Genomic DNA, 16621 nt, shown 5'->3' on the forward strand with positions numbered 1-16621 from the left:
TAGATTTCCCCCATTTGCGATCCCCCCGCTTCAGGTATATATTTCAAGCCTAAACTATCCAGACCTAAATATCCGCGGCGCCCCGCTCCCGATAAACGAGCGACTGTCGCGTACCTCGGAGCGTTACGGCAATGAAAATAGTCTGCATCGGCGGCGGTCCCGCCGGCCTGTATTTCGGTCTGCTGATGAAATTGCAGAACCCCGCGAACGAGATCACCGTCATCGAACGCAACCGGCCGTATGACACGTTCGGCTGGGGCGTCGTGTTCTCCGATGCCACCATGCAGAACCTGCGCGAAGCAGACCCCGTTTCCGCCCAGACCATCGGCGATGCGTTCAACCATTGGGACGACATCGACATCAACTTCAAGGGCCGCAGCATCCGCAGCAGCGGCCATGGCTTCATCGGCATCGGCCGCAAGAAGCTGTTGAACATCCTGCAGGCGCGTTGCGAAGACGTCGGCGTCAAGCTGGTGTTCGAGAACTTCGTCCAGGACGACCAGGCCATCGCCCGCGAATACGACGCCGACCTCGTCATCGCCTCCGACGGCATCAACAGCCAGATCCGTACCCGTTACGCCGACACCTTCCACCCCGACATCGACCAGCGCCGCTGCCGTTTCGTCTGGCTGGGCACCAAGAAGGTGTTCGACGCCTTCACCTTCGCCTTCGTGCAGACCGAGCACGGCTGGTTCCAGGCCCACGCCTACCGTTACGAAGACGGCATGTCCACCTTCATCGTGGAAACGCCCGAGGAAACCTGGCAGGCCGCTGGCATCGAGCAGATGAGCCAGGAAGAGGGCATTGCGTACTGCGAAAAGCTGTTCGCGCCCTGGCTGGACGGCAATGCGCTGATCAGCAACGCCTCGCACCTGCGCGGCTCGGCCATCTGGATCCGCTTCCCGCGCGTCATCTGCAATACCTGGGTGCACTGGAATACGCTGGAGACCGCCCGCGGCCAGCGCCGCGTGCCCGTCGTGCTGATGGGCGACGCCGCCCATACCGCCCACTTCTCCATCGGCTCCGGCACCAAATTGGCGCTGGAAGACTCTATCGAGCTTGCCCGCTGCCTGAGCGGCGCGGAAGGCAGCGTGGAGCATGGCCTGAAGCACTACGAGGAAGTGCGCAGCGTCGAAGTGCTGAAGATCCAGAACGCCGCCCGCAATTCCACCGAATGGTTCGAAAACGTCGAGCGTTACGCGGAACTGGAACCCGAGCAATTCGCCTATTCGCTGCTGACCCGTTCGCAGCGCATCTCGCACGAAAACCTGCGCTTGCGCGATCCCGCCTGGCTGGAAGGCTTCGAGCGCTGGATCGCGGAACGCGCCGGCGCGCCGGCGGCGTCCGGCAAGCGTCCCGCCATCCCGATGCTGACGCCTTACCAGGTGCGGGGGGTGCGTCTTAAGAACCGCATCCTGGTGTCGCCGATGGCCATGTATTCGTGCACAGACGGCGTGCCGGGCGACTTTCATCTGGTGCACCTGGGCGCGCGCGCCATGGGCGGAGCCGGCCTGGTCATGGTTGAAATGACCTGCGTGTCGCCCGACGGCCGCATCACCCCGGGCTGCCCGGGGCTGTGGAACGACGAGCAGACGCAGGCCTTTTCCCGCATCGTCAATTTTGTGCACGGCAACAGCGACGCCCGCATCGGCGTGCAGTTGGGCCATGCCGGGCGCAAGGGATCGACGCAATTGGGCTGGCAGAAGATCGACCACCCGCTGGCCGAAGGCAACTGGCCGCTGCTGTCGGCGTCCGCCTTGCCCTACATCGAAGGTGTGTCGCAGACACCGCGCGCCATGACGCGCGCCGACATGGACGCGGTGCGCGACAACTTCGTGGCCGCCGCCCGCCGCGCCGCCGAAGCCGGCTTCGACTGGCTGGAACTGCACTGCGCCCACGGCTACCTGCTGTCCAGCTTCATCTCGCCGCTGACCAACCGCCGCGAAGACGAATACGGCGGCAGCCTGGAAAACCGCCTGCGCTTCCCGCTGGAAGTCTTCCACGCCGTGCGCGCCGTGTGGCCCGAAGACAAGCCCATGTCCGTGCGGATTTCCGCCAGCGACTGGGTCGAAGGCGGCATCACCGCCGATGACGCGGTAGCGATCGCGCGCCACTTCAAGGCCGCCGGCGCCGACATGATCGATTGCTCGTCGGGTCAGGTCAGCAAGGAAGAAAAGCCCGTCTACGGCCGCATGTTCCAGACCCCGTTCGCCGACCGCGTGCGCAACGAAGCCGGCATTCCCACCATCGCGGTGGGCGCCATCTTCGAAGCCGACCACGCCAACGGCATCATCGCTTCGGGCCGCGCCGACCTGTGCGCCCTGGCGCGTCCCCATCTGGCCGACGCGTCCTGGACGCTGCGTGAAGCGGCGCGGGTGGGCTACACCGACGTGGCCTGGCCCAGCCAGTACTTCGCCGGCAAGCGCCAGCTGGAAACCAACTTCGAACGCGCTGCCGCCATGGCGCAACTGGATATCAAATGACGACAATCCCGCAACCCCTTGCCGGGCGCCATGCGCTGGTGACGGGCGGCGCCCGCGGCATCGGCTTGGCCAGCGCGCGTGCGCTCTTGGCGCGTGGCGCGCGCGTCACGCTGCTGGGCCGCGACGGCGCGGCGCTGGAGGCGGCCGCCGACAGCCTGGCCAGCCTGGGCCAGGTGCAGACCGTCAGCGCGGACATCGCCGACGAAGCGTCGGTGCGCGCGGCGTTCGCGCAGGCCGAAATCGAATTCGGCCCGGTGCTGGTGCTGGTGAACAACGCCGGCCAGGCCGTGAGCCAGCGCTTTGACCGCACCGACGCGGCGCTGTGGCAGCAGATGATCGCCGTCAACCTGACGGGCACGTTCCACTGCATCCAGGCGGCGTTGCCCGGCATGCTGCAGGAAAAGTGGGGGCGGGTGATCAACGTGGCCAGCACGGCGGGCTTGATCGGGTACGGCTATGTCAGCGCCTACTGCGCCGCCAAGCACGGCGTGATCGGCCTGACCCGGTCGCTGGCGCTGGAAACCGCGCAAAAGGGCGTCACCGTCAATGCGGTGTGCCCCGGCTACACCGAAACCGACATCGTGCGCGGCGCGGTCACCAACATTGTGGACAAAACCGGCATGACGCCGGAAGCCGCCCGGGCCAAGCTGGCCGAGCGCAACCCGCAGGGCCGCCTGGTGCAGCCCGAAGAAGTGGCCGAGACGGTGGCCTGGCTGGCGCTCCCGGCGTCCGCCTCCATCAACGGCCAGGCGATCGCCGTGGACGGCGGCGAAGTGATGACCGGCTGAGGCCGGCGCGTCCCATCAACCCAGGATAACGAACGGAGACACCATGAGCACCCAGTCCGAAGAGCACACCATGAAGCACCACAAGCGTCCGCTGGCCGGCTATCAGGCCAAGACGTTCCTGTGGCAGGTGTCGGCCGACGGCAAGATCGGCACCGTCACCCTGAACCGTCCGGAACGCAAGAACCCGTTGACGTTCGACTCCTACGCCGAACTGCGCGACCTGTTCCGCTCGCTGGTGTATGCCACCGACGTCAAGGTCGTGGTCGTGACGGGCGCGGGCGGCAACTTCTGCTCGGGCGGCGACGTGCACGAGATCATCGGTCCGCTGACCAAGATGACGATGCCGGAACTGCTGGACTTCACCCGCATGACGGGCGACCTCGTCAAGGCCATGCGCGCCTGCCCGCAGCCCATCGTGGCCGCGGTGGACGGCGTTTGCGCCGGCGCGGGCGCGATGGTGGCGCTGGCGTCCGACATGCGCCTGGGCACCCCTGCCGCGCGCACCGCCTTCCTGTTCACACGGGTGGGCCTGGCCGGCGCCGACATGGGCGCATGCACCTTGCTGCCGCGCATGATCGGCCAGGGCCGCGCTTCTGAACTGTTGTACACCGGCCGCGCCATGACGGCCGACGAGGGCGCCAGCTGGGGCTTTTTCAATGCCCTGCACGCATCCGACAAGCTGGGCGAAGCCGCCCAGACGCTGGCGGCGCAATTGGCCGCGGGCCCGACCTTCGCGCACGGCGTCACCAAGAAGCTGCTGCATCAGGAATGGAACATGGGCGTGGACGAGGCCATCGAAGCCGAAGCCGAGGCCCAGGCCATCTGCATGCAGACGCGCGATTTCCACCGCGCCTACGAGGCCTTCGTGGCCAAGCAAAAGCCGGTCTTCGAGGGGAACTGATGATGCGCGACGCTAGCTGGCTGGACTGGCCCTTTTTCGACGACGCGCACCGCAAGCTGGCGCATGACGTCGACGCCTGGTGCGAAAAATCGCTGGGCGACGTCGACCATCACGACGCGGATGCGGCCTGCAAGAAACTGGTGAAGGCCATGGGCCAGGCCGGCTGGCTGCGCTACGCGGTTGCGGGCGGCCCCGGCGGCGCCTGGGGCGGCGCATTGCCGGAAGTGGATTCCCGCGCGGTGTGCATCCTGCGCGAAACGTTTGCCCGCCATGAAGGGCTGGCCGATTTCGCGTTCGCGATGCAGGGCCTGGGCAGCGGCGCCATTTCGCTGATGGGCTCCGACGACCTGCGCCAGCGCTACCTGCCGCGCGTGGCAAGCGGCGAGAAGATCGCCGCCTTCGCGCTGTCCGAACCGGATGCGGGGTCGGACGTGGCCGCCCTGGCTTGCGAAGCCAGGCTGGACGGCGACCACTACGTGCTGAACGGCGCCAAGACCTGGATTTCCAACGGCGGCATCGCCGACTTCTATGTCGTCTTCGCCCGCACCGGCGAAGCGCCCGGCGCGCGCGGCATCAGCGCGTTCGTCGTGGATGCCGACACCCCGGGTTTCGAAGTCAGCGAGCGCATCGAACTGATCGCGCCGCATCCGCTGGCCACGATCACCTTCGACAACTGCCGCATCCCCTTGTCGCATCGCCTGGGCGACGCGGGCCAGGGTTTCAAGCTGGCCATGATGACGCTGGACATCTTCCGCGCATCGGTGGCGGCGGCCGCGCTGGGCTTTGCCCGCCGGGCGCTGGATGAGGGATTGGCGCGCGCCAAGTCGCGCCGCATGTTCGGCCAGACCCTGGCCGACCTGCAATTGACGCAAGCGGCGCTGGGCGACATGGCGACCGCCATCGACGCCTCCGCGCTGCTGACGTACCGCGCCGCGTGGATGCGCGACGTGCAGAAGCTGCGCACCACGCGTGAAGCGGCGATGGCCAAGATGATGGCTACGGAATCGGCGCAGACCGTGATCGACCGCGCGCTCCAGATGTTCGGGGGCGCGGGCGTGGTGTCGGGGATGCCGGTGGAGAAGCTTTACAGGGAAATCAGAGCGCTGCGTATCTACGAAGGCGCCACCGAAGTGCAGAAGTTGATCATCGCCCGTGAATTGCTGAAGGCATAAGGGGCCATCGAGCCCTCGCCATTTCGCAACGCCAACCACACCGCACCGCATCGCATAGCAAGGGGAATCTTATGGAAGCATCCGCCCACATCGACACTTTCGCCCGGGACAATCTGCCCCCGGGCGACCAATGGCCAGAATTCCTGCTGGACGGCCCCGACGTGGCCTATCCGAAGCGGTTCAATTGCGCCGTCGAGCTTGTGGACGCCATGGTCGGCCGCGGCTTCGGCGAGCGCGTCGCGCTGCGCTGGCGCCAGGATGGCAAGCCGGCCACCATGACCTACCGCGAACTGGCCGCGCTGACCAACCGCATCGCGCGCGTGCTGACCGAGGACATGAAACTCGTCGCCGGCAACCGGCTGCTCTTGCGCGGGCCGAACAACCCGATGATGGCCGCGTCCTGGCTGGCCGCGATCAAGGCAGGCCTGGTGACGGTGCCCACGATGCCGCTGCTGCGCGCCAAGGAGCTCAAGCAGATCATCGAGAAGGCGCAGATCCAGGCCGTGCTGTGCGATGCCCGCCTGAAGGAAGAAGCGCAGTTCTGCGCCCAGCCCGACCACGAGCACCATTGCCCCGGCCTGTCGCAGGTGATGTACTTCAACGACACGGGGCCGGATGCGCTGGACGCGTTGGCGGCCGCCAAGCCGGACGATTTCGCCGCCTGCGATACGGCGTCCGACGACGTGTGCCTGATCGCCTTCACCAGCGGCACCACGGGTTCGCCCAAGGGCTGCATGCACTTTCACCGCGATGTGCTGGCGATGTGCGACCTCTTTCCCAAGCACGTCATCAAGCCGGGGCCGGACGACATCTTCTGCGGCACGCCTCCCTTGGCCTTCACGTTCGGCCTGGGCGGCCTGCTGTGCTTCCCGCTGCGCGTGGGCGCCAGCACCGTGCTGGCCGAAAAGCTGACGCCGGAAAGCCTGCTGGAACTGATCCAGGACTTTCGCGCGACCATCGTCTTTACCGCGCCCACGTTCTACCGCCAGATGGCGGCGCTGGTCGGCAAGTTCGACCTGTCGTCGCTGAAGAAGAGCGTGTCGGCCGGGGAAGCCCTGCCGGACGCCACCCGCCAGCTTTGGAAGCAGGCCAGCGGCATCGAGATGATCGACGGCATCGGCGGAACCGAAATGATTCACGTGTTCGTGTCCAGTCCGCCGGAATCGGTCAAGCGCGGCGCGATCGGCAAGGTGGTGCCGGGCTATGTGGCGCAGGTGGTCGACGACGACATGAATCCGGTGCCCAACGGCACCGTGGGCCGCCTGGCGGTCAAGGGCCCGACCGGCTGCCGCTACCTGGCCGACGAGCGCCAGCGCCGCTTCGTGCAAAGCGGCTGGAACCTGCCGGGCGATACCTTCATGCAGGACGATGAGGGCTATCTGTTCTACCAGGCGCGCAATGACGACATGATCGTGTCGGCGGGCTACAACATCGCCGGCCCGGAAGTCGAGGACGCGCTGCTGCGCCACGAGGCCGTGGCGGAATGCGGCGTGGTGGGCGCGCCGTGCGACGAGCGCGGCCAGCTCGTCAAGGCGTTCGTGGTGCTCAAGCCGGGCTATGCGCCCAGCGATGAACTCGTGGCGGCGATGCAGACCTTCGTGAAGGCCAGCATCGCGCCGTACAAATACCCGCGCGCGATCGAATTCGTGGCGGCGCTGCCCCGTACCGAAACGGGCAAGCTGCAACGTTTCGCGCTGCGCAAGATGGCTTGAACAGGTAACCGGGAAATCATCATGGCCGCTCCTTTCATCAGCCAGGTAGAAGTCCGCTTCCGTCATTGCGACCCCGCGGGCATTGTCTTCTACCCGCGCTATTTCGAGATGATCAACGACTTTGTCGAAGAATGGTTCGACAAGGGCATGGGGCTGCCGTTCCACGCGCTGCACGTCGATCGCCACATCGGCACGCCGATGGCGTCGGTGACGTGCGATTTCAGCGCGCCCAGCCGCTGGCACGAGCGCCTGCGCCAGACGCTGGAAGTGCAGCGTATCGGCGGGGCGTCGTTCAAGGCGCTGGTGCGTTTCGAAGGGCCTGACGGCCAGTTGCGCTTGTCGGCGACGCTGACGATCGTGACGGTGGATTTGCGGACGATGAAGTCCATGCCGCTGCCTGCGGACTTGCGGGAACGCATGCAGGCTTATCTGGTTGCCGCGGCGTAAGCGGCGGGGCCACCCTGTAGTTTGTTTTTTTAAAAATAGGATGAGACGTTATGAAGATTCTGCAACCGCCGGATTGGATGGCGCCCCGGGGCTATTCGAATGGCGTGCTTACCGAAATGACGGTGGGCAGCAAGCTCGTGTTCGTGGGCGGGCAGGTGGGGTGGAATGGCCAGCAGCAGTTCGAATCGGATGACCTGGCGGACCAGGTCCGCCAGACGCTGTCGAACATTGTCGCCATCCTGGCCGAAGGCGGCGCGAAGCCTGAGCATATTGTCCGGATGACGTGGTACGTCACGGATAAGGACGCGTACGTGGCGGCGTATCCGGCGATCGGCAAGCACTACCGGGAATTCATCGGGCGGCATTTTCCGGCGATGACGGCGGTGGAAGTGGCGGATCTGGTTGAGGATCGGGCTAAGGTGGAGATTGAAGTGACGGCTGTGGTGCCGGGAGTTTGATTCTTTGCAGGGTGTTTTAGGGTTCTTTTGACGTCCGTCGCGTCGGTGGCCTGGGGCGACTCGGGTCAACGATTGCGGTCCGGAGCCTTCGCTCCGGACTGCCCCTTCCTCATCCTCGTTGCCGCCTATGGCGGCTGCCTTCGGATTCCGTCGGGCTTATCGACTCCCCTCGCACCCCAGGCCACCGACGCGTCGGACTGCGCCTGTAGCAGCCTCACGGCAGCCGGGGAGATCGGCGTGCTTGGGGTTCCCTTCAACGTCGGGGTGTGGTGGAAGATCTTGCGGGGCCCGCGCCATGCCGGCCGCGCGGGCGGCCTCGTGGCGCTTACGCATCGTCTTGCGTCGTGGCGTTGCTGGCTTCGCTGCGCATCACCCGCGTCGTGTCTCTCTCGGCAGTTCGCCGAACCGTTCGCGGTAATACTCGGAAAACCTTCCCAGATGTCCGAATCCGACGCCCAGCGCGACTTCGGTCACGCTGGCGGTGGCGTTCGTCTTCAGTTTTTGCCTTGCCGTGTCCAGCCGCAAGGCGCGCAGCGCGTTCATGGGGGTGGTGTCGCGGTGTTCCTGGAACAGGCGGGTCAAGGCGGTGGCGCTGGCGCCGGCGTGGCGGGCGATGTCGGTCAGGGTGAGCGGGGCTGAGAGGTGGTCGCGCATGTAGGTCTCGGCCAGCGTCAGGCGGCGCGGGACGGACGGGGTTTGGCCGGACGGGGTCTGCCAGGTGTTGGGCTGGTTGTAGAGCAGGTGCAGGATCAGGCTGTCTTCCATGTGCTCCAGCCACGCGGCGGGCGGGCGCAGGGCGCCGTCGTCCAGGGTGGGCAACAGGTGGATCAGGCCGGTCATCATGCTGCGCCAGACCGCGCCGATGGGAGTGTCCAGGCGCAGCGCGGGGCTGAAGTCCAGCGGGCGGGAGGCGGCGTCGCCGAAGGCGCGTTGGCCGATGGCTTCCAGTTTGCCGCGGGGAATCTTCAGCAGCAGCTGTTCGCAGCCCGCTTCCCAGTGCAGCCGCAGCGGGCGGTTGGGGGCGATGACGGCGGCGCAATCGGGGTTGGCGTTGACGCGCTCGTCGCCGCATTCGATACAGGCGCGGCCGCGCAGCGGCACCTGCACCAGCATGAAATCCTGCAGGCGGTCGGGTTCGATGTGGACTTCGGCGCCGTAGCGCAACGTACAGACCGTCAGCGAGCCGAAACGGCCCCGGTTCAGTTCGGCGTCCACGCGGCCGCCTTTCCACGTCAGGCGATGTTCCTTCAGCGCTTCGGACACGCGCGTGCGCGTCTCGTCCTGGTGGGTGGAACTGAACACGCGCCGTTTGAGCAAGGGCGCAAGCGTGAGTCGGGACCAGCCGTGCATGGATGCCTCCGGGACGGGAACGCTCCCGTATCTGCGGCCAGAGTAATTTAATCGCCCCGGGTTGGGAATTAAGTGAATCCCGGATAAAACCGACCATATTCGGATAGAGCGCAGCCGCCCGGCGGCATACGCTAGGTGGCGACGTGGATCGGCAGCATGCGTGAACCGACGGCAGACGGGATCTGTCAGCTTTCCGCCAGCGGGGCTGGCGGTGCAAACGGGGTGGCTCATGAATCGAAATCTCTGGAGCCGGCGTGCGCTGGCGGCGCTGGTCTGCATGGCGGCCGCAGCGGGGGCCTCGGCGGCCGACAAGGTCAAGGTGGGCTTGCTGACGACGCTGTCCGGGCCGGGCTCGGCGTTGGGCAACGAGATCCGCGACGGCTTCAATCTGGCGCTGCAGCATACCGGCGGCAAGCTGGGCGGCCTGCCGGCGGAAGTGGTGGTGGCCGATGATCAGCAAAAGGCGGACACGGGCCGTCAGGCGGTGGAGCGGCTGCTCAAGCGCGATCGCGTGGACATCATGACGGGGATCGTGTTCTCGAACGTGCTGCTGCCGGTGATGCCGGCCATTTTGCAGTCGGGCACGATCTATCTCAGCACCAATACTGGGCCGGAAAACTATGCCGGCGCGGGCTGTAATCCGAATTTCTTCGCGGTGGCCTGGCAAAACGAAGACATTCCGGCTGCGATGGGCAAGTACGCTGCCGACCAGGGCTACAAGAGCGTGGCGCTGATCGCGCCGGACTATCCGGGCGGCCGCGAATCGCTCAACGGGTTCAAGCGCCTGTACAAGGGCGGCCTGTCCGAAGAGATCTACACCCAACTCGGCCAATTGGACTACGGGGTCGAGATCACCCGGCTGCGGGCCAGCAAGCCGGATGCGGTGTTCTTCTTCCTGCCCGGCGGCATGGGTGTGAATTTCATCAAGCAGTTCAATGGCGCGGGCCTGTCGAAAGACATCGCGCTGCTGGCGCCCGGCTTCTCGGGCGACGAGGACACGATCGCGGCGGTGGGCGCGCCCATCCAGGGCTTGCGCAACACGTCGCAGTGGGCGGCAGACCTGGACAACCCGGCCAACCGCAAGTTCGTCGAAGACTTCAAGAAGGCCTACAACCGCAGCCCGACCCTCTACGCCTCGCAAGGCTACGACGCGGCCATGCTGCTCGATAGCGCCGTGCGCCAGACGGGCGGCAAGCTGGAGGCGGACGCGTTGCGCCCGGCGCTGCGGCGTGCGGACTTCAAGTCGGTGCGGGGTGACTTCAAGTTCAACCGCAACCAGTATCCGGTCCAGAACTACTACCTGCGCGTCGTCGAGGCGGGCGCGGATGGCAAGCTGGCCAACAAGCTGTCGGGCACGGTGCTGACGCAGTACCAGGACCCGTTCGCCGCCGCGTGCCAGATGAAGTAAGGCGGCGTGCCTCACGCAATACGCATCACGCATTTCAGGAGAACCGCATGACCCAGAACATGACGACGCGCGAGATCACGATCCCCTCGCACGATGGCAAGTCCTTTGGTGCCTACCTGGCCGTGCCGGCCGCGGGCCATGGCCCCGGCCTGGTGCTGTGCCAGGAAATCTTCGGCGTCAACGACTTCATGCGCCGTGCGGCGCAGCTGCTGGCCGAAGAGGGCTACGTGGTGCTGGTGCCCGACCTGTTCTGGCGGCAGCAGCCCGGCATCCAGCTGACCGATGGCCCTGCCGACATGCCGCGCGCGTTCGAGCTCTATCAGGGCTTCGACGTGGAGCTCGGCCTGAAAGACATCGTGTCCACGATCGCCGCGCTTCGCGCGTTGCCCGAACAGCAGGGCGGGGTGGGCGTGCTGGGCTATTGCCTGGGCGGCAAGCTGGCCTATCTGGCTGCCTGCCGCACCGATGTGGACGTGGCCGTGGGCTATTACGGCGTGGGCATCGAAAACAGCCTGGAAGAAGCGACCAACTTGCGCGGCCGCCTGGTGCTGCACATCGCCGAGCAGGACGGCTTCTGTCCGCCCGAGGCGCGCCAGCGCATCCTTGCGGCGCTGGGCGGCAAGCCGGGCGTGGAGCTCTACGTGTATCCGGGCATGGACCACGCATTCGCGCGCACCGGCGGCGACCACTACGACAAGCCGTCCGCCCTGATGGCGCACCAGCGCAGCATGGCGGCCTTGCAGCGCGCCATCGGCCCGGAATTCGACTATTCGGCCTTATGGGACAAGCACTGCGAATATGAATTCGGTACGCGCGACGTGGCCGCCACCATGGCCACGATGGTGGCCGAACCCTACGTGAACCATATCCCGACGATGACGGGCGGCGTGGGCCACAAGGAGCTGTCGCGCTTCTACCAGCACCATTTCGTCAACAGCAACCCGCCCGACACGCGGCTGATCCCCTTGTCGCGCACCGTGGGTGCGACCCAGATCGTGGACGAGCTGCTGTTCTGCTTCACGCACACCACCGAGATCGACTGGTTGCTGCCCGGCGTGGCGCCGACGGGCCGGCCGGTGGAAATCCCGCTGATCGCCATCGTGAAGTTCCGGGGCGACAAGCTCTATCACGAGCACATCTATTGGGACCAGGCCAGCGTGCTGGTGCAGGTAGGCCTGCTGGACCCCAAGGGGCTGCCCGTGGCGGGCCGTGAAACCGCCGCCAAGCTGCTGGACGAGACCTTGCCGTCCAACACGCTGATGGCGCGGTGGAAAGACAGCGCGAACAAGTAGGAGGCCGACATGTCTTACTCGCAAGAACAACTGGCCGCGATGGTGCGCGGCGATAGCGTGCACCGCGGCGTCTACACCGACCCGGCCATCTTCGACCTGGAGATGCAGCGGATCTACGGCCGCGCCTGGATTTACGTGGGCCACGAAAGCCAGGTGCCCAAGACGGGCGACTATCACACCACCCGCCTGGGCGACCAGGACGTGCTGATGGTGCGCGCCTCCGACGGCAACGTGCACGTGCTGTACAACCGCTGCCCGCACAAGGGCGCGAAGGTGGTGGCCGACGGCGAAGGCTGCGTGGGCAAGTTCTTCCGCTGCCCGTATCACGCCTGGACCTTCAAGCTGGACGGCAGCCATCTGGGCGTGCCGCTCAAGCAGGGCCTGGAGGGTACGGCTTACGATCCCACCGACCCCACGTTTTCGATGCGCCGCCTGGCGCGCGTGGAAAGCTATCGCGGTTTCGTGTTCGCCAGTCAGGCGAAGGACGGCCCGGCGCTGACGGACTTCCTGGGCGGCGTGCGCTCTTCCATCGACAATCTGTGCGACCGCTCGCCAGTCGGCGAAGTCGAAGTCGCGGGCGGCGTTTTCCGGGTGATGCAGCGGTCGAACTGGAAGGTGTTCTACGAGAACCTGCACGACACCATGCATGCCCGCGTGACGCATGAATCGTCCTATGCCGCGGCCCGTGACGAGGCCAAGGAAATAGGCGAAATGCCGCTTGAGCTGCACATCATGGACGGCAACGGCGAACCCTATGAGTTCTGGGAGAAGCTGGAGCTGCGCGCCTACGACAATGGCCACGGTTACATGGAAGGCATCTTCAACCCTGGCGCGGCCGAACGCGATCCCGTGTCGCGCGCGCACTTCGAGACGCTGACGGCCGCCTACGGCGAGGAACGCGCCCGCGAGATCCTGGGCATGAACCGCCACAACACAGTCATCTATGGCAGCGGCTCGCCCCATACCGTGTTCCAGCAGTTCCGCGTGATCCGTCCGATCGCCGTGGACCGCACGCTGATCGAGATCCAGACGTTCCGCTGCAAGGGGGCGCCGGACGGCGTGTTCAAGCGCGCCATGCTGTACGCCAACGTCATCAACTCGCCGTCGTCCAACGTGATGCCGGACGATATCGAACTCTATAACCGCTGCCAGGAAGGCAACGCCACGCGCGGCGGCGAATGGGTCAGCATGCACCGCTACCACGGCAGCGACCGCAGCGACGCCGACGGCCTGGTGTCGGTCAACGGCACCAGCGAATTGCCCATGCGCAACCAGTTCCGCGCGTGGAAAACCTATATGGAAGCCGGCGCGGCGTCGAACGCGCCCGCCACGGGAGAAGGCGCATGCTGCTAGACCTGGATTTCGACGTTGGAACCGCCGGTTTGTCGCCGGCGGACGTGCCGGCGGACGCCTATCACCGCATCGCCCAGTTCCTGTACCGCGAGGCGCGGCTGCTGGACGAACGGCGCTACGACGACTGGCAGTCGCTGTGGACGCCGGACGGCATGTACTGGATGCCGCGGGTGCCGGGCCAGCAAAGCCCGTACGACCACATTTCGCTGTTCTGGGAAGACCGCATGCTGCGTGATGTGCGTATCCGGCGCCTGGAGCATCCCCGCAACTGGTCGCAGCAGCCGCCCACGCGTAGCGTGCGGCTGGTGGGCGGCGTGCAGGTCGAAGGCGTGGATGCAGGCGGCAACCTGGTGGTGCACTCCGCCTTCCAGATGACGGAATGGCGCAAGCGCCAGCCGCGCCAACTGGCCGGCCGCTATACCCACAAGCTGGCCGCCGAGGGCGACGGCTGGCGCATCCGCATGAAACGCGTGGATCTCGTGAACTGCGACGACGCGCACGACGTGTTCGAGGTGTTCGTTTGATGACGGCGGACACCGCGGTGCTGGCGCTGCACTATCAGAACGACGTGCTGCATCCCGATGGCAAGATCCGCGTCGGGCTGGACGCCGACAGCGGGGCGCGCCAGCGCCTGCTGGACCGCGCCGCCGCCTTGCTGGCCGGCGCGCGGGCGCGTGCGCTGCCCATCGTGCACGTGCGCATCGCCTTCCGGCCCGACTACGCCGACCTGCTGCCCAACTGCGCGATCTTCCGCAACGTGGCGACGATCGGCGCGGTGCCCGAAGGGCAGTGGGGCAGCGCCTTCTACGATGGGCTGCAGCCGTTGGCCGGCAGCCCGCGCGAGTTCATCGTGAAGCACACCCGCATCAGCGCGTTCTACGGCACGCCGCTGGAAGAGACCCTGCGGGTCATCGGCGCGCGCCGGCTGGTGGTGGCCGGCGTGGCGACGCATTCCGTGGTGGAGGGCACCGTGCGCCACGCCGCCGACATCGGCTTTGACGTGATGGTGGCCGAAGACGCGTGCGCCTCGGCCGACGAAGCCGTGCACCAGGCGTCGCTTGCCAGCATGCGGTTGATTGCGCAAACGGGCTCGGTGGCCGATGCTGTGCGCTGGGCCGCCGCGCCGCACTGATCAAGGACTATCCATGGATTTTTCAGGCTTTCCCGGCTTGGCCGGCAAGACCGCCATCGTCACCGGCAGCACGCAGGGTTTGGGCGCCGACATCGCGCGCGGCCTGGCCGCGGCCGGCGTCAACGTGGTGCTGGTCGGGCGCAACGCCCAGGCGGGCGAGGCGCTTGCCCGCGAGCTGGACGGACGCGCCCTGTTCTGCGCGACCGACATCGGGCAAGACAGCCAGATCCAGCGCGCGATCGACGCCTCGCTGGCGCGTTTCGGCCGGCTGGACATCCTGGTCAACAACGCTTGCCAGTACGCGGACCGCGGGCTGGCGTCCTCGCGCGAGGAATGGCACAGCACGCTGGACACGAACCTGGTGTCGGCCGCGATGTTCACGCAATTCGCCGCGCCGCACCTGCCGCGCGGCGGCGTGGTGGTGAACCTGGGCAGCACGGGCGGCAAGTTCGGCGCGGCCGGGCGCGCGCTGTATCCCGCGTCCAAGGCCGCGCTGCTGCAGATCACCAAGAATTTCGCGGTGGAACTGGCGCCGGCTGGCGTGCGCGTGCTGGCGGTGTCGCCGGCCTGGACGTGGTCGCCGTCGGTGGAACAGCTGTCGGGAGGTTCGCGGGAGGCGGCCGACGCGGTGGGGGCGCACTTCCATCCGCTGGGCCGCGTGGGCTCGGGCAGCGAAATCGCCGCCGCCGTCTGCTTCGCGTGTTCGGATGCCGCGTCCTGGATGACGGGTGTGGATATCCCGGTGGACGGCGGGTTCTCCATTCTGGGACCTGACCGCGGCATTTCGCCGCGGGTCTGGTTCAAGGATCTGGCGCCCTGATCCTGTCCGGGGCGCGCCGGGCTCGCGCCAGGAACGCGCCTGCGCAGCGGCCTTGACCGGCGCGGGCGGCGCCCGCGTCAGCGGATGACGATTTCGCCTTCTTCCAGCCCGGCTTTGCCGCCGACCTGGTCCTCCAGGAACTCCTGCATCTTGTTGCCCAACTGGATCTTCGCGCCGCTGCAAAAGCGGCGCGTCGCCGTGATGACGGCGGTATGCAGCGGCAGCAGGTCGCGGACCAGTTGCGCTTCTTCCGCGTCCAGCGCCAGCAGTTCGCCGCTGAGCTTGCCATGGGTATTGCGGGCACGCTCGACGACGTCGCCCGGGGCGCGCTGCGGGTTGGCCTTCAGGAACATCAGCAGCTGTTCCAGCTTGGCCTTTTCCTCGTTCATTTTCAGGCGCTTGCGCGTCAGCGCCGAGCGCTTGATGTCCGCGTGCGGGTCCAGGCCGGCCTGCACCATCGTGGGGATGCCCGACGGCGAGCCGATGGTGCCCGCGCGCACGGCATTCAAGGCGCGGGTCTGGCCGCCGGTGATGGCGCTTTGCTGCGTGTTCGGCGGGCCGACCAGCACGCTGCCGCCGGCGGCGATGCTGCTCTGCCGGATCTCGCGTTCCACTTCCACGTCCTGCCCGGCGCTGATGATCGCGTTTTCGATGAACTTCGCTTTCAGCGCGCCGCCACAGACGATGTGGGCGGTGCGGGCGGTGGCCGCGGCGTCCTGCAGGGCCTCGGCCATGCCGATGATCCCGCCCTTGACGGTCACGTTGCCGCCGGCTTCCACCAGCGCGGCCTCGATGGTGCCGTTGACGACCACGTCACCCGTCACGCGGACTTCCATGGTGGCGGCGATGTCGCCGCGCACTTGCAGCGACCCTTCAAAGGTGATGTTGCCCGTGGACAGGTTGACGGCGTCGACTTCCACCATCGGATTGACTTGTACGCCCTGGCTGATCAGCTTGGGCGTGCCGGCGATGGTGGCGCGCAGCAGCAGCGGATCTTCCGGGTCGACTTCCACGCCCGAGATGTCCTTGGAGAACGGCGTATCGGGCATTTCGTCCGGCAGCACGGGTTCACCCAGCACGTTGGTGCCGTCCACGCCGGGCAGCGGCGGGACGCGGCGCATCAGCGGCGTCCCGGGCGACACCAGCAACAGGCTGCCCAGGTCGCGGTAGTCCACCTGGGCCAGTTCGTCGATTTCCTGGGCGCGCGGCTTCAAGCGGTCCAGCAGACTTTCAAAGCGGGTCGGCGTGCCGCGGGTGGGCGGCGTGCCCTGGGCGATCATCACGGTGGCGCTGCGGCCTTGCTCG

General features: G+C 66.7%; 15 protein-coding genes. 13 read left to right on the forward strand and 2 right to left on the reverse strand.

The genetic code is table 11. The features are described 5' to 3' along the window. The first annotated feature begins 131 nt into the window (after positions 1-131). The 7 genes from ACO6D5_RS26710 to ACO6D5_RS26740 all read left to right on the forward strand — a co-directional run bounded on the left by ACO6D5_RS26710 (position 132) and on the right by ACO6D5_RS26740 (position 7961). The gene (locus tag ACO6D5_RS26710) at positions 132-2483 is read left to right on the forward strand and encodes a bifunctional salicylyl-CoA 5-hydroxylase/oxidoreductase (RefSeq protein ID WP_485827052.1); all 2352 of its coding nucleotides are present in this window, start codon (positions 132-134) and stop codon (positions 2481-2483) included. Continuing rightward, positions 2480-3271 carry an SDR family NAD(P)-dependent oxidoreductase gene (locus ACO6D5_RS26715; protein ID WP_485827053.1) on the forward strand — a complete coding sequence of 264 codons (792 nt, stop codon included), beginning with the start codon at positions 2480-2482 and terminating at the stop codon, positions 3269-3271. The genes ACO6D5_RS26710 and ACO6D5_RS26715 overlap by 4 nt, the downstream gene beginning before the upstream one ends. A 43-nt stretch (positions 3272-3314) precedes the next feature. After that, the gene (locus tag ACO6D5_RS26720; RefSeq protein WP_315846792.1) at positions 3315-4172 is read left to right on the forward strand and encodes an enoyl-CoA hydratase family protein; all 858 of its coding nucleotides are present in this window, start codon (positions 3315-3317) and stop codon (positions 4170-4172) included. Between the two features lie 2 nt (positions 4173-4174). Next, on the forward strand, positions 4175-5344 hold the full coding sequence (locus ACO6D5_RS26725) for an acyl-CoA dehydrogenase family protein (protein ID WP_315846812.1): 1170 nt from the start codon (positions 4175-4177) through the stop codon (positions 5342-5344). Positions 5345-5415: 71 nt separating this feature from the next. Further along, the gene (locus ACO6D5_RS26730; RefSeq protein ID WP_485827054.1) at positions 5416-7056 is read left to right on the forward strand and encodes an AMP-binding protein; all 1641 of its coding nucleotides are present in this window, start codon (positions 5416-5418) and stop codon (positions 7054-7056) included. Positions 7057-7077: 21 nt separating this feature from the next. Further along, positions 7078-7503 carry an acyl-CoA thioesterase gene (locus ACO6D5_RS26735; RefSeq protein WP_485827055.1) on the forward strand — a complete coding sequence of 142 codons (426 nt, stop codon included), beginning with the start codon at positions 7078-7080 and terminating at the stop codon, positions 7501-7503. Between the two features lie 50 nt (positions 7504-7553). Continuing rightward, positions 7554-7961 (forward strand): RidA family protein, encoded by a 408-nt coding sequence (locus ACO6D5_RS26740; RefSeq protein WP_315141072.1) that lies wholly within the window; start codon positions 7554-7556, stop codon positions 7959-7961. 369 nt (positions 7962-8330) lie between these two features. Here the strand turns inward: ACO6D5_RS26740 and ACO6D5_RS26745 are convergent, their stop codons facing one another. Further along, the gene (locus tag ACO6D5_RS26745) at positions 8331-9311 is read right to left on the reverse strand and encodes an AraC-like ligand-binding domain-containing protein (RefSeq protein WP_315846796.1); all 981 of its coding nucleotides are present in this window, start codon (positions 9309-9311) and stop codon (positions 8331-8333) included. 229 nt (positions 9312-9540) lie between these two features. Here ACO6D5_RS26745 and ACO6D5_RS26750 point away from each other — a divergent pair, with 229 nt between their 5' ends. Genes ACO6D5_RS26750 through ACO6D5_RS26775 form a run of 6 tightly spaced genes read left to right on the forward strand, consistent with a single transcriptional unit; the run spans position 9541 to position 15316 of the window. After that, on the forward strand, positions 9541-10719 hold the full coding sequence (locus ACO6D5_RS26750) for an ABC transporter substrate-binding protein (RefSeq protein WP_315846797.1): 1179 nt from the start codon (positions 9541-9543) through the stop codon (positions 10717-10719). A 47-nt stretch (positions 10720-10766) separates the two neighbouring features. Continuing rightward, entirely contained in the window at positions 10767-12011 is a 1245-nt protein-coding gene (locus tag ACO6D5_RS26755; RefSeq protein WP_485827056.1) for a dienelactone hydrolase family protein, read from the forward strand. Between the two features lie 9 nt (positions 12012-12020). Continuing rightward, positions 12021-13364 (forward strand): aromatic ring-hydroxylating dioxygenase subunit alpha, encoded by a 1344-nt coding sequence (locus ACO6D5_RS26760; RefSeq protein WP_485827057.1) that lies wholly within the window; start codon positions 12021-12023, stop codon positions 13362-13364. Further along, the gene (locus ACO6D5_RS26765) at positions 13355-13888 is read left to right on the forward strand and encodes an aromatic-ring-hydroxylating dioxygenase subunit beta (protein WP_315846800.1); all 534 of its coding nucleotides are present in this window, start codon (positions 13355-13357) and stop codon (positions 13886-13888) included. The genes ACO6D5_RS26760 and ACO6D5_RS26765 overlap by 10 nt, the downstream gene beginning before the upstream one ends. Next, positions 13888-14496, forward strand: a complete 609-nt coding sequence (locus ACO6D5_RS26770; protein ID WP_485827058.1) for a cysteine hydrolase family protein — start codon at positions 13888-13890, stop codon at positions 14494-14496. The genes ACO6D5_RS26765 and ACO6D5_RS26770 overlap by 1 nt, the downstream gene beginning before the upstream one ends. Before the next feature lie 13 nt (positions 14497-14509). Continuing rightward, the gene (locus tag ACO6D5_RS26775) at positions 14510-15316 is read left to right on the forward strand and encodes an SDR family oxidoreductase (protein WP_485827059.1); all 807 of its coding nucleotides are present in this window, start codon (positions 14510-14512) and stop codon (positions 15314-15316) included. A gap of 77 nt (positions 15317-15393) precedes the next feature. On the opposite strand, the gene ACO6D5_RS26780 is transcribed toward ACO6D5_RS26775, so the two are convergent. Next, positions 15394-16621: DUF342 domain-containing protein (locus ACO6D5_RS26780; RefSeq protein ID WP_485827060.1), on the reverse strand; the 1228-nt coding region annotated here is incomplete at its 5' end.

Source organism: Achromobacter sp. (genome assembly GCF_057314935.1).

Excerpts from the sequence above, each read along its gene's own strand:
- ACO6D5_RS26740 (WP_315141072.1), top strand. The coding sequence starts at position 7,554 with ATGAAGATTCTGCAACCGCCGGATTGGATGGCGCCCCGGGGCTATTCG.
- ACO6D5_RS26730 (WP_485827054.1), top strand. The coding sequence starts at position 5,416 with ATGGAAGCATCCGCCCACATCGACACTTTCGCCCGGGACAATCTGCCC.
- ACO6D5_RS26725 (WP_315846812.1), top strand. The coding sequence starts at position 4,175 with ATGCGCGACGCTAGCTGGCTGGACTGGCCCTTTTTCGACGACGCGCAC.
- ACO6D5_RS26750 (WP_315846797.1), top strand. The coding sequence starts at position 9,541 with ATGAATCGAAATCTCTGGAGCCGGCGTGCGCTGGCGGCGCTGGTCTGC.
- ACO6D5_RS26775 (WP_485827059.1), top strand. The coding sequence starts at position 14,510 with ATGGATTTTTCAGGCTTTCCCGGCTTGGCCGGCAAGACCGCCATCGTC.
- ACO6D5_RS26755 (WP_485827056.1), top strand. The coding sequence starts at position 10,767 with ATGACCCAGAACATGACGACGCGCGAGATCACGATCCCCTCGCACGAT.
- ACO6D5_RS26745 (WP_315846796.1), bottom strand. The coding sequence starts at position 9,311 with ATGCACGGCTGGTCCCGACTCACGCTTGCGCCCTTGCTCAAACGGCGC.
- ACO6D5_RS26715 (WP_485827053.1), top strand. The coding sequence starts at position 2,480 with ATGACGACAATCCCGCAACCCCTTGCCGGGCGCCATGCGCTGGTGACG.
- ACO6D5_RS26710 (WP_485827052.1), top strand. The coding sequence starts at position 132 with ATGAAAATAGTCTGCATCGGCGGCGGTCCCGCCGGCCTGTATTTCGGT.
- ACO6D5_RS26765 (WP_315846800.1), top strand. The coding sequence starts at position 13,355 with ATGCTGCTAGACCTGGATTTCGACGTTGGAACCGCCGGTTTGTCGCCG.
- ACO6D5_RS26735 (WP_485827055.1), top strand. The coding sequence starts at position 7,078 with ATGGCCGCTCCTTTCATCAGCCAGGTAGAAGTCCGCTTCCGTCATTGC.
- ACO6D5_RS26770 (WP_485827058.1), top strand. The coding sequence starts at position 13,888 with ATGACGGCGGACACCGCGGTGCTGGCGCTGCACTATCAGAACGACGTG.
- ACO6D5_RS26720 (WP_315846792.1), top strand. The coding sequence starts at position 3,315 with ATGAGCACCCAGTCCGAAGAGCACACCATGAAGCACCACAAGCGTCCG.
- ACO6D5_RS26760 (WP_485827057.1), top strand. The coding sequence starts at position 12,021 with ATGTCTTACTCGCAAGAACAACTGGCCGCGATGGTGCGCGGCGATAGC.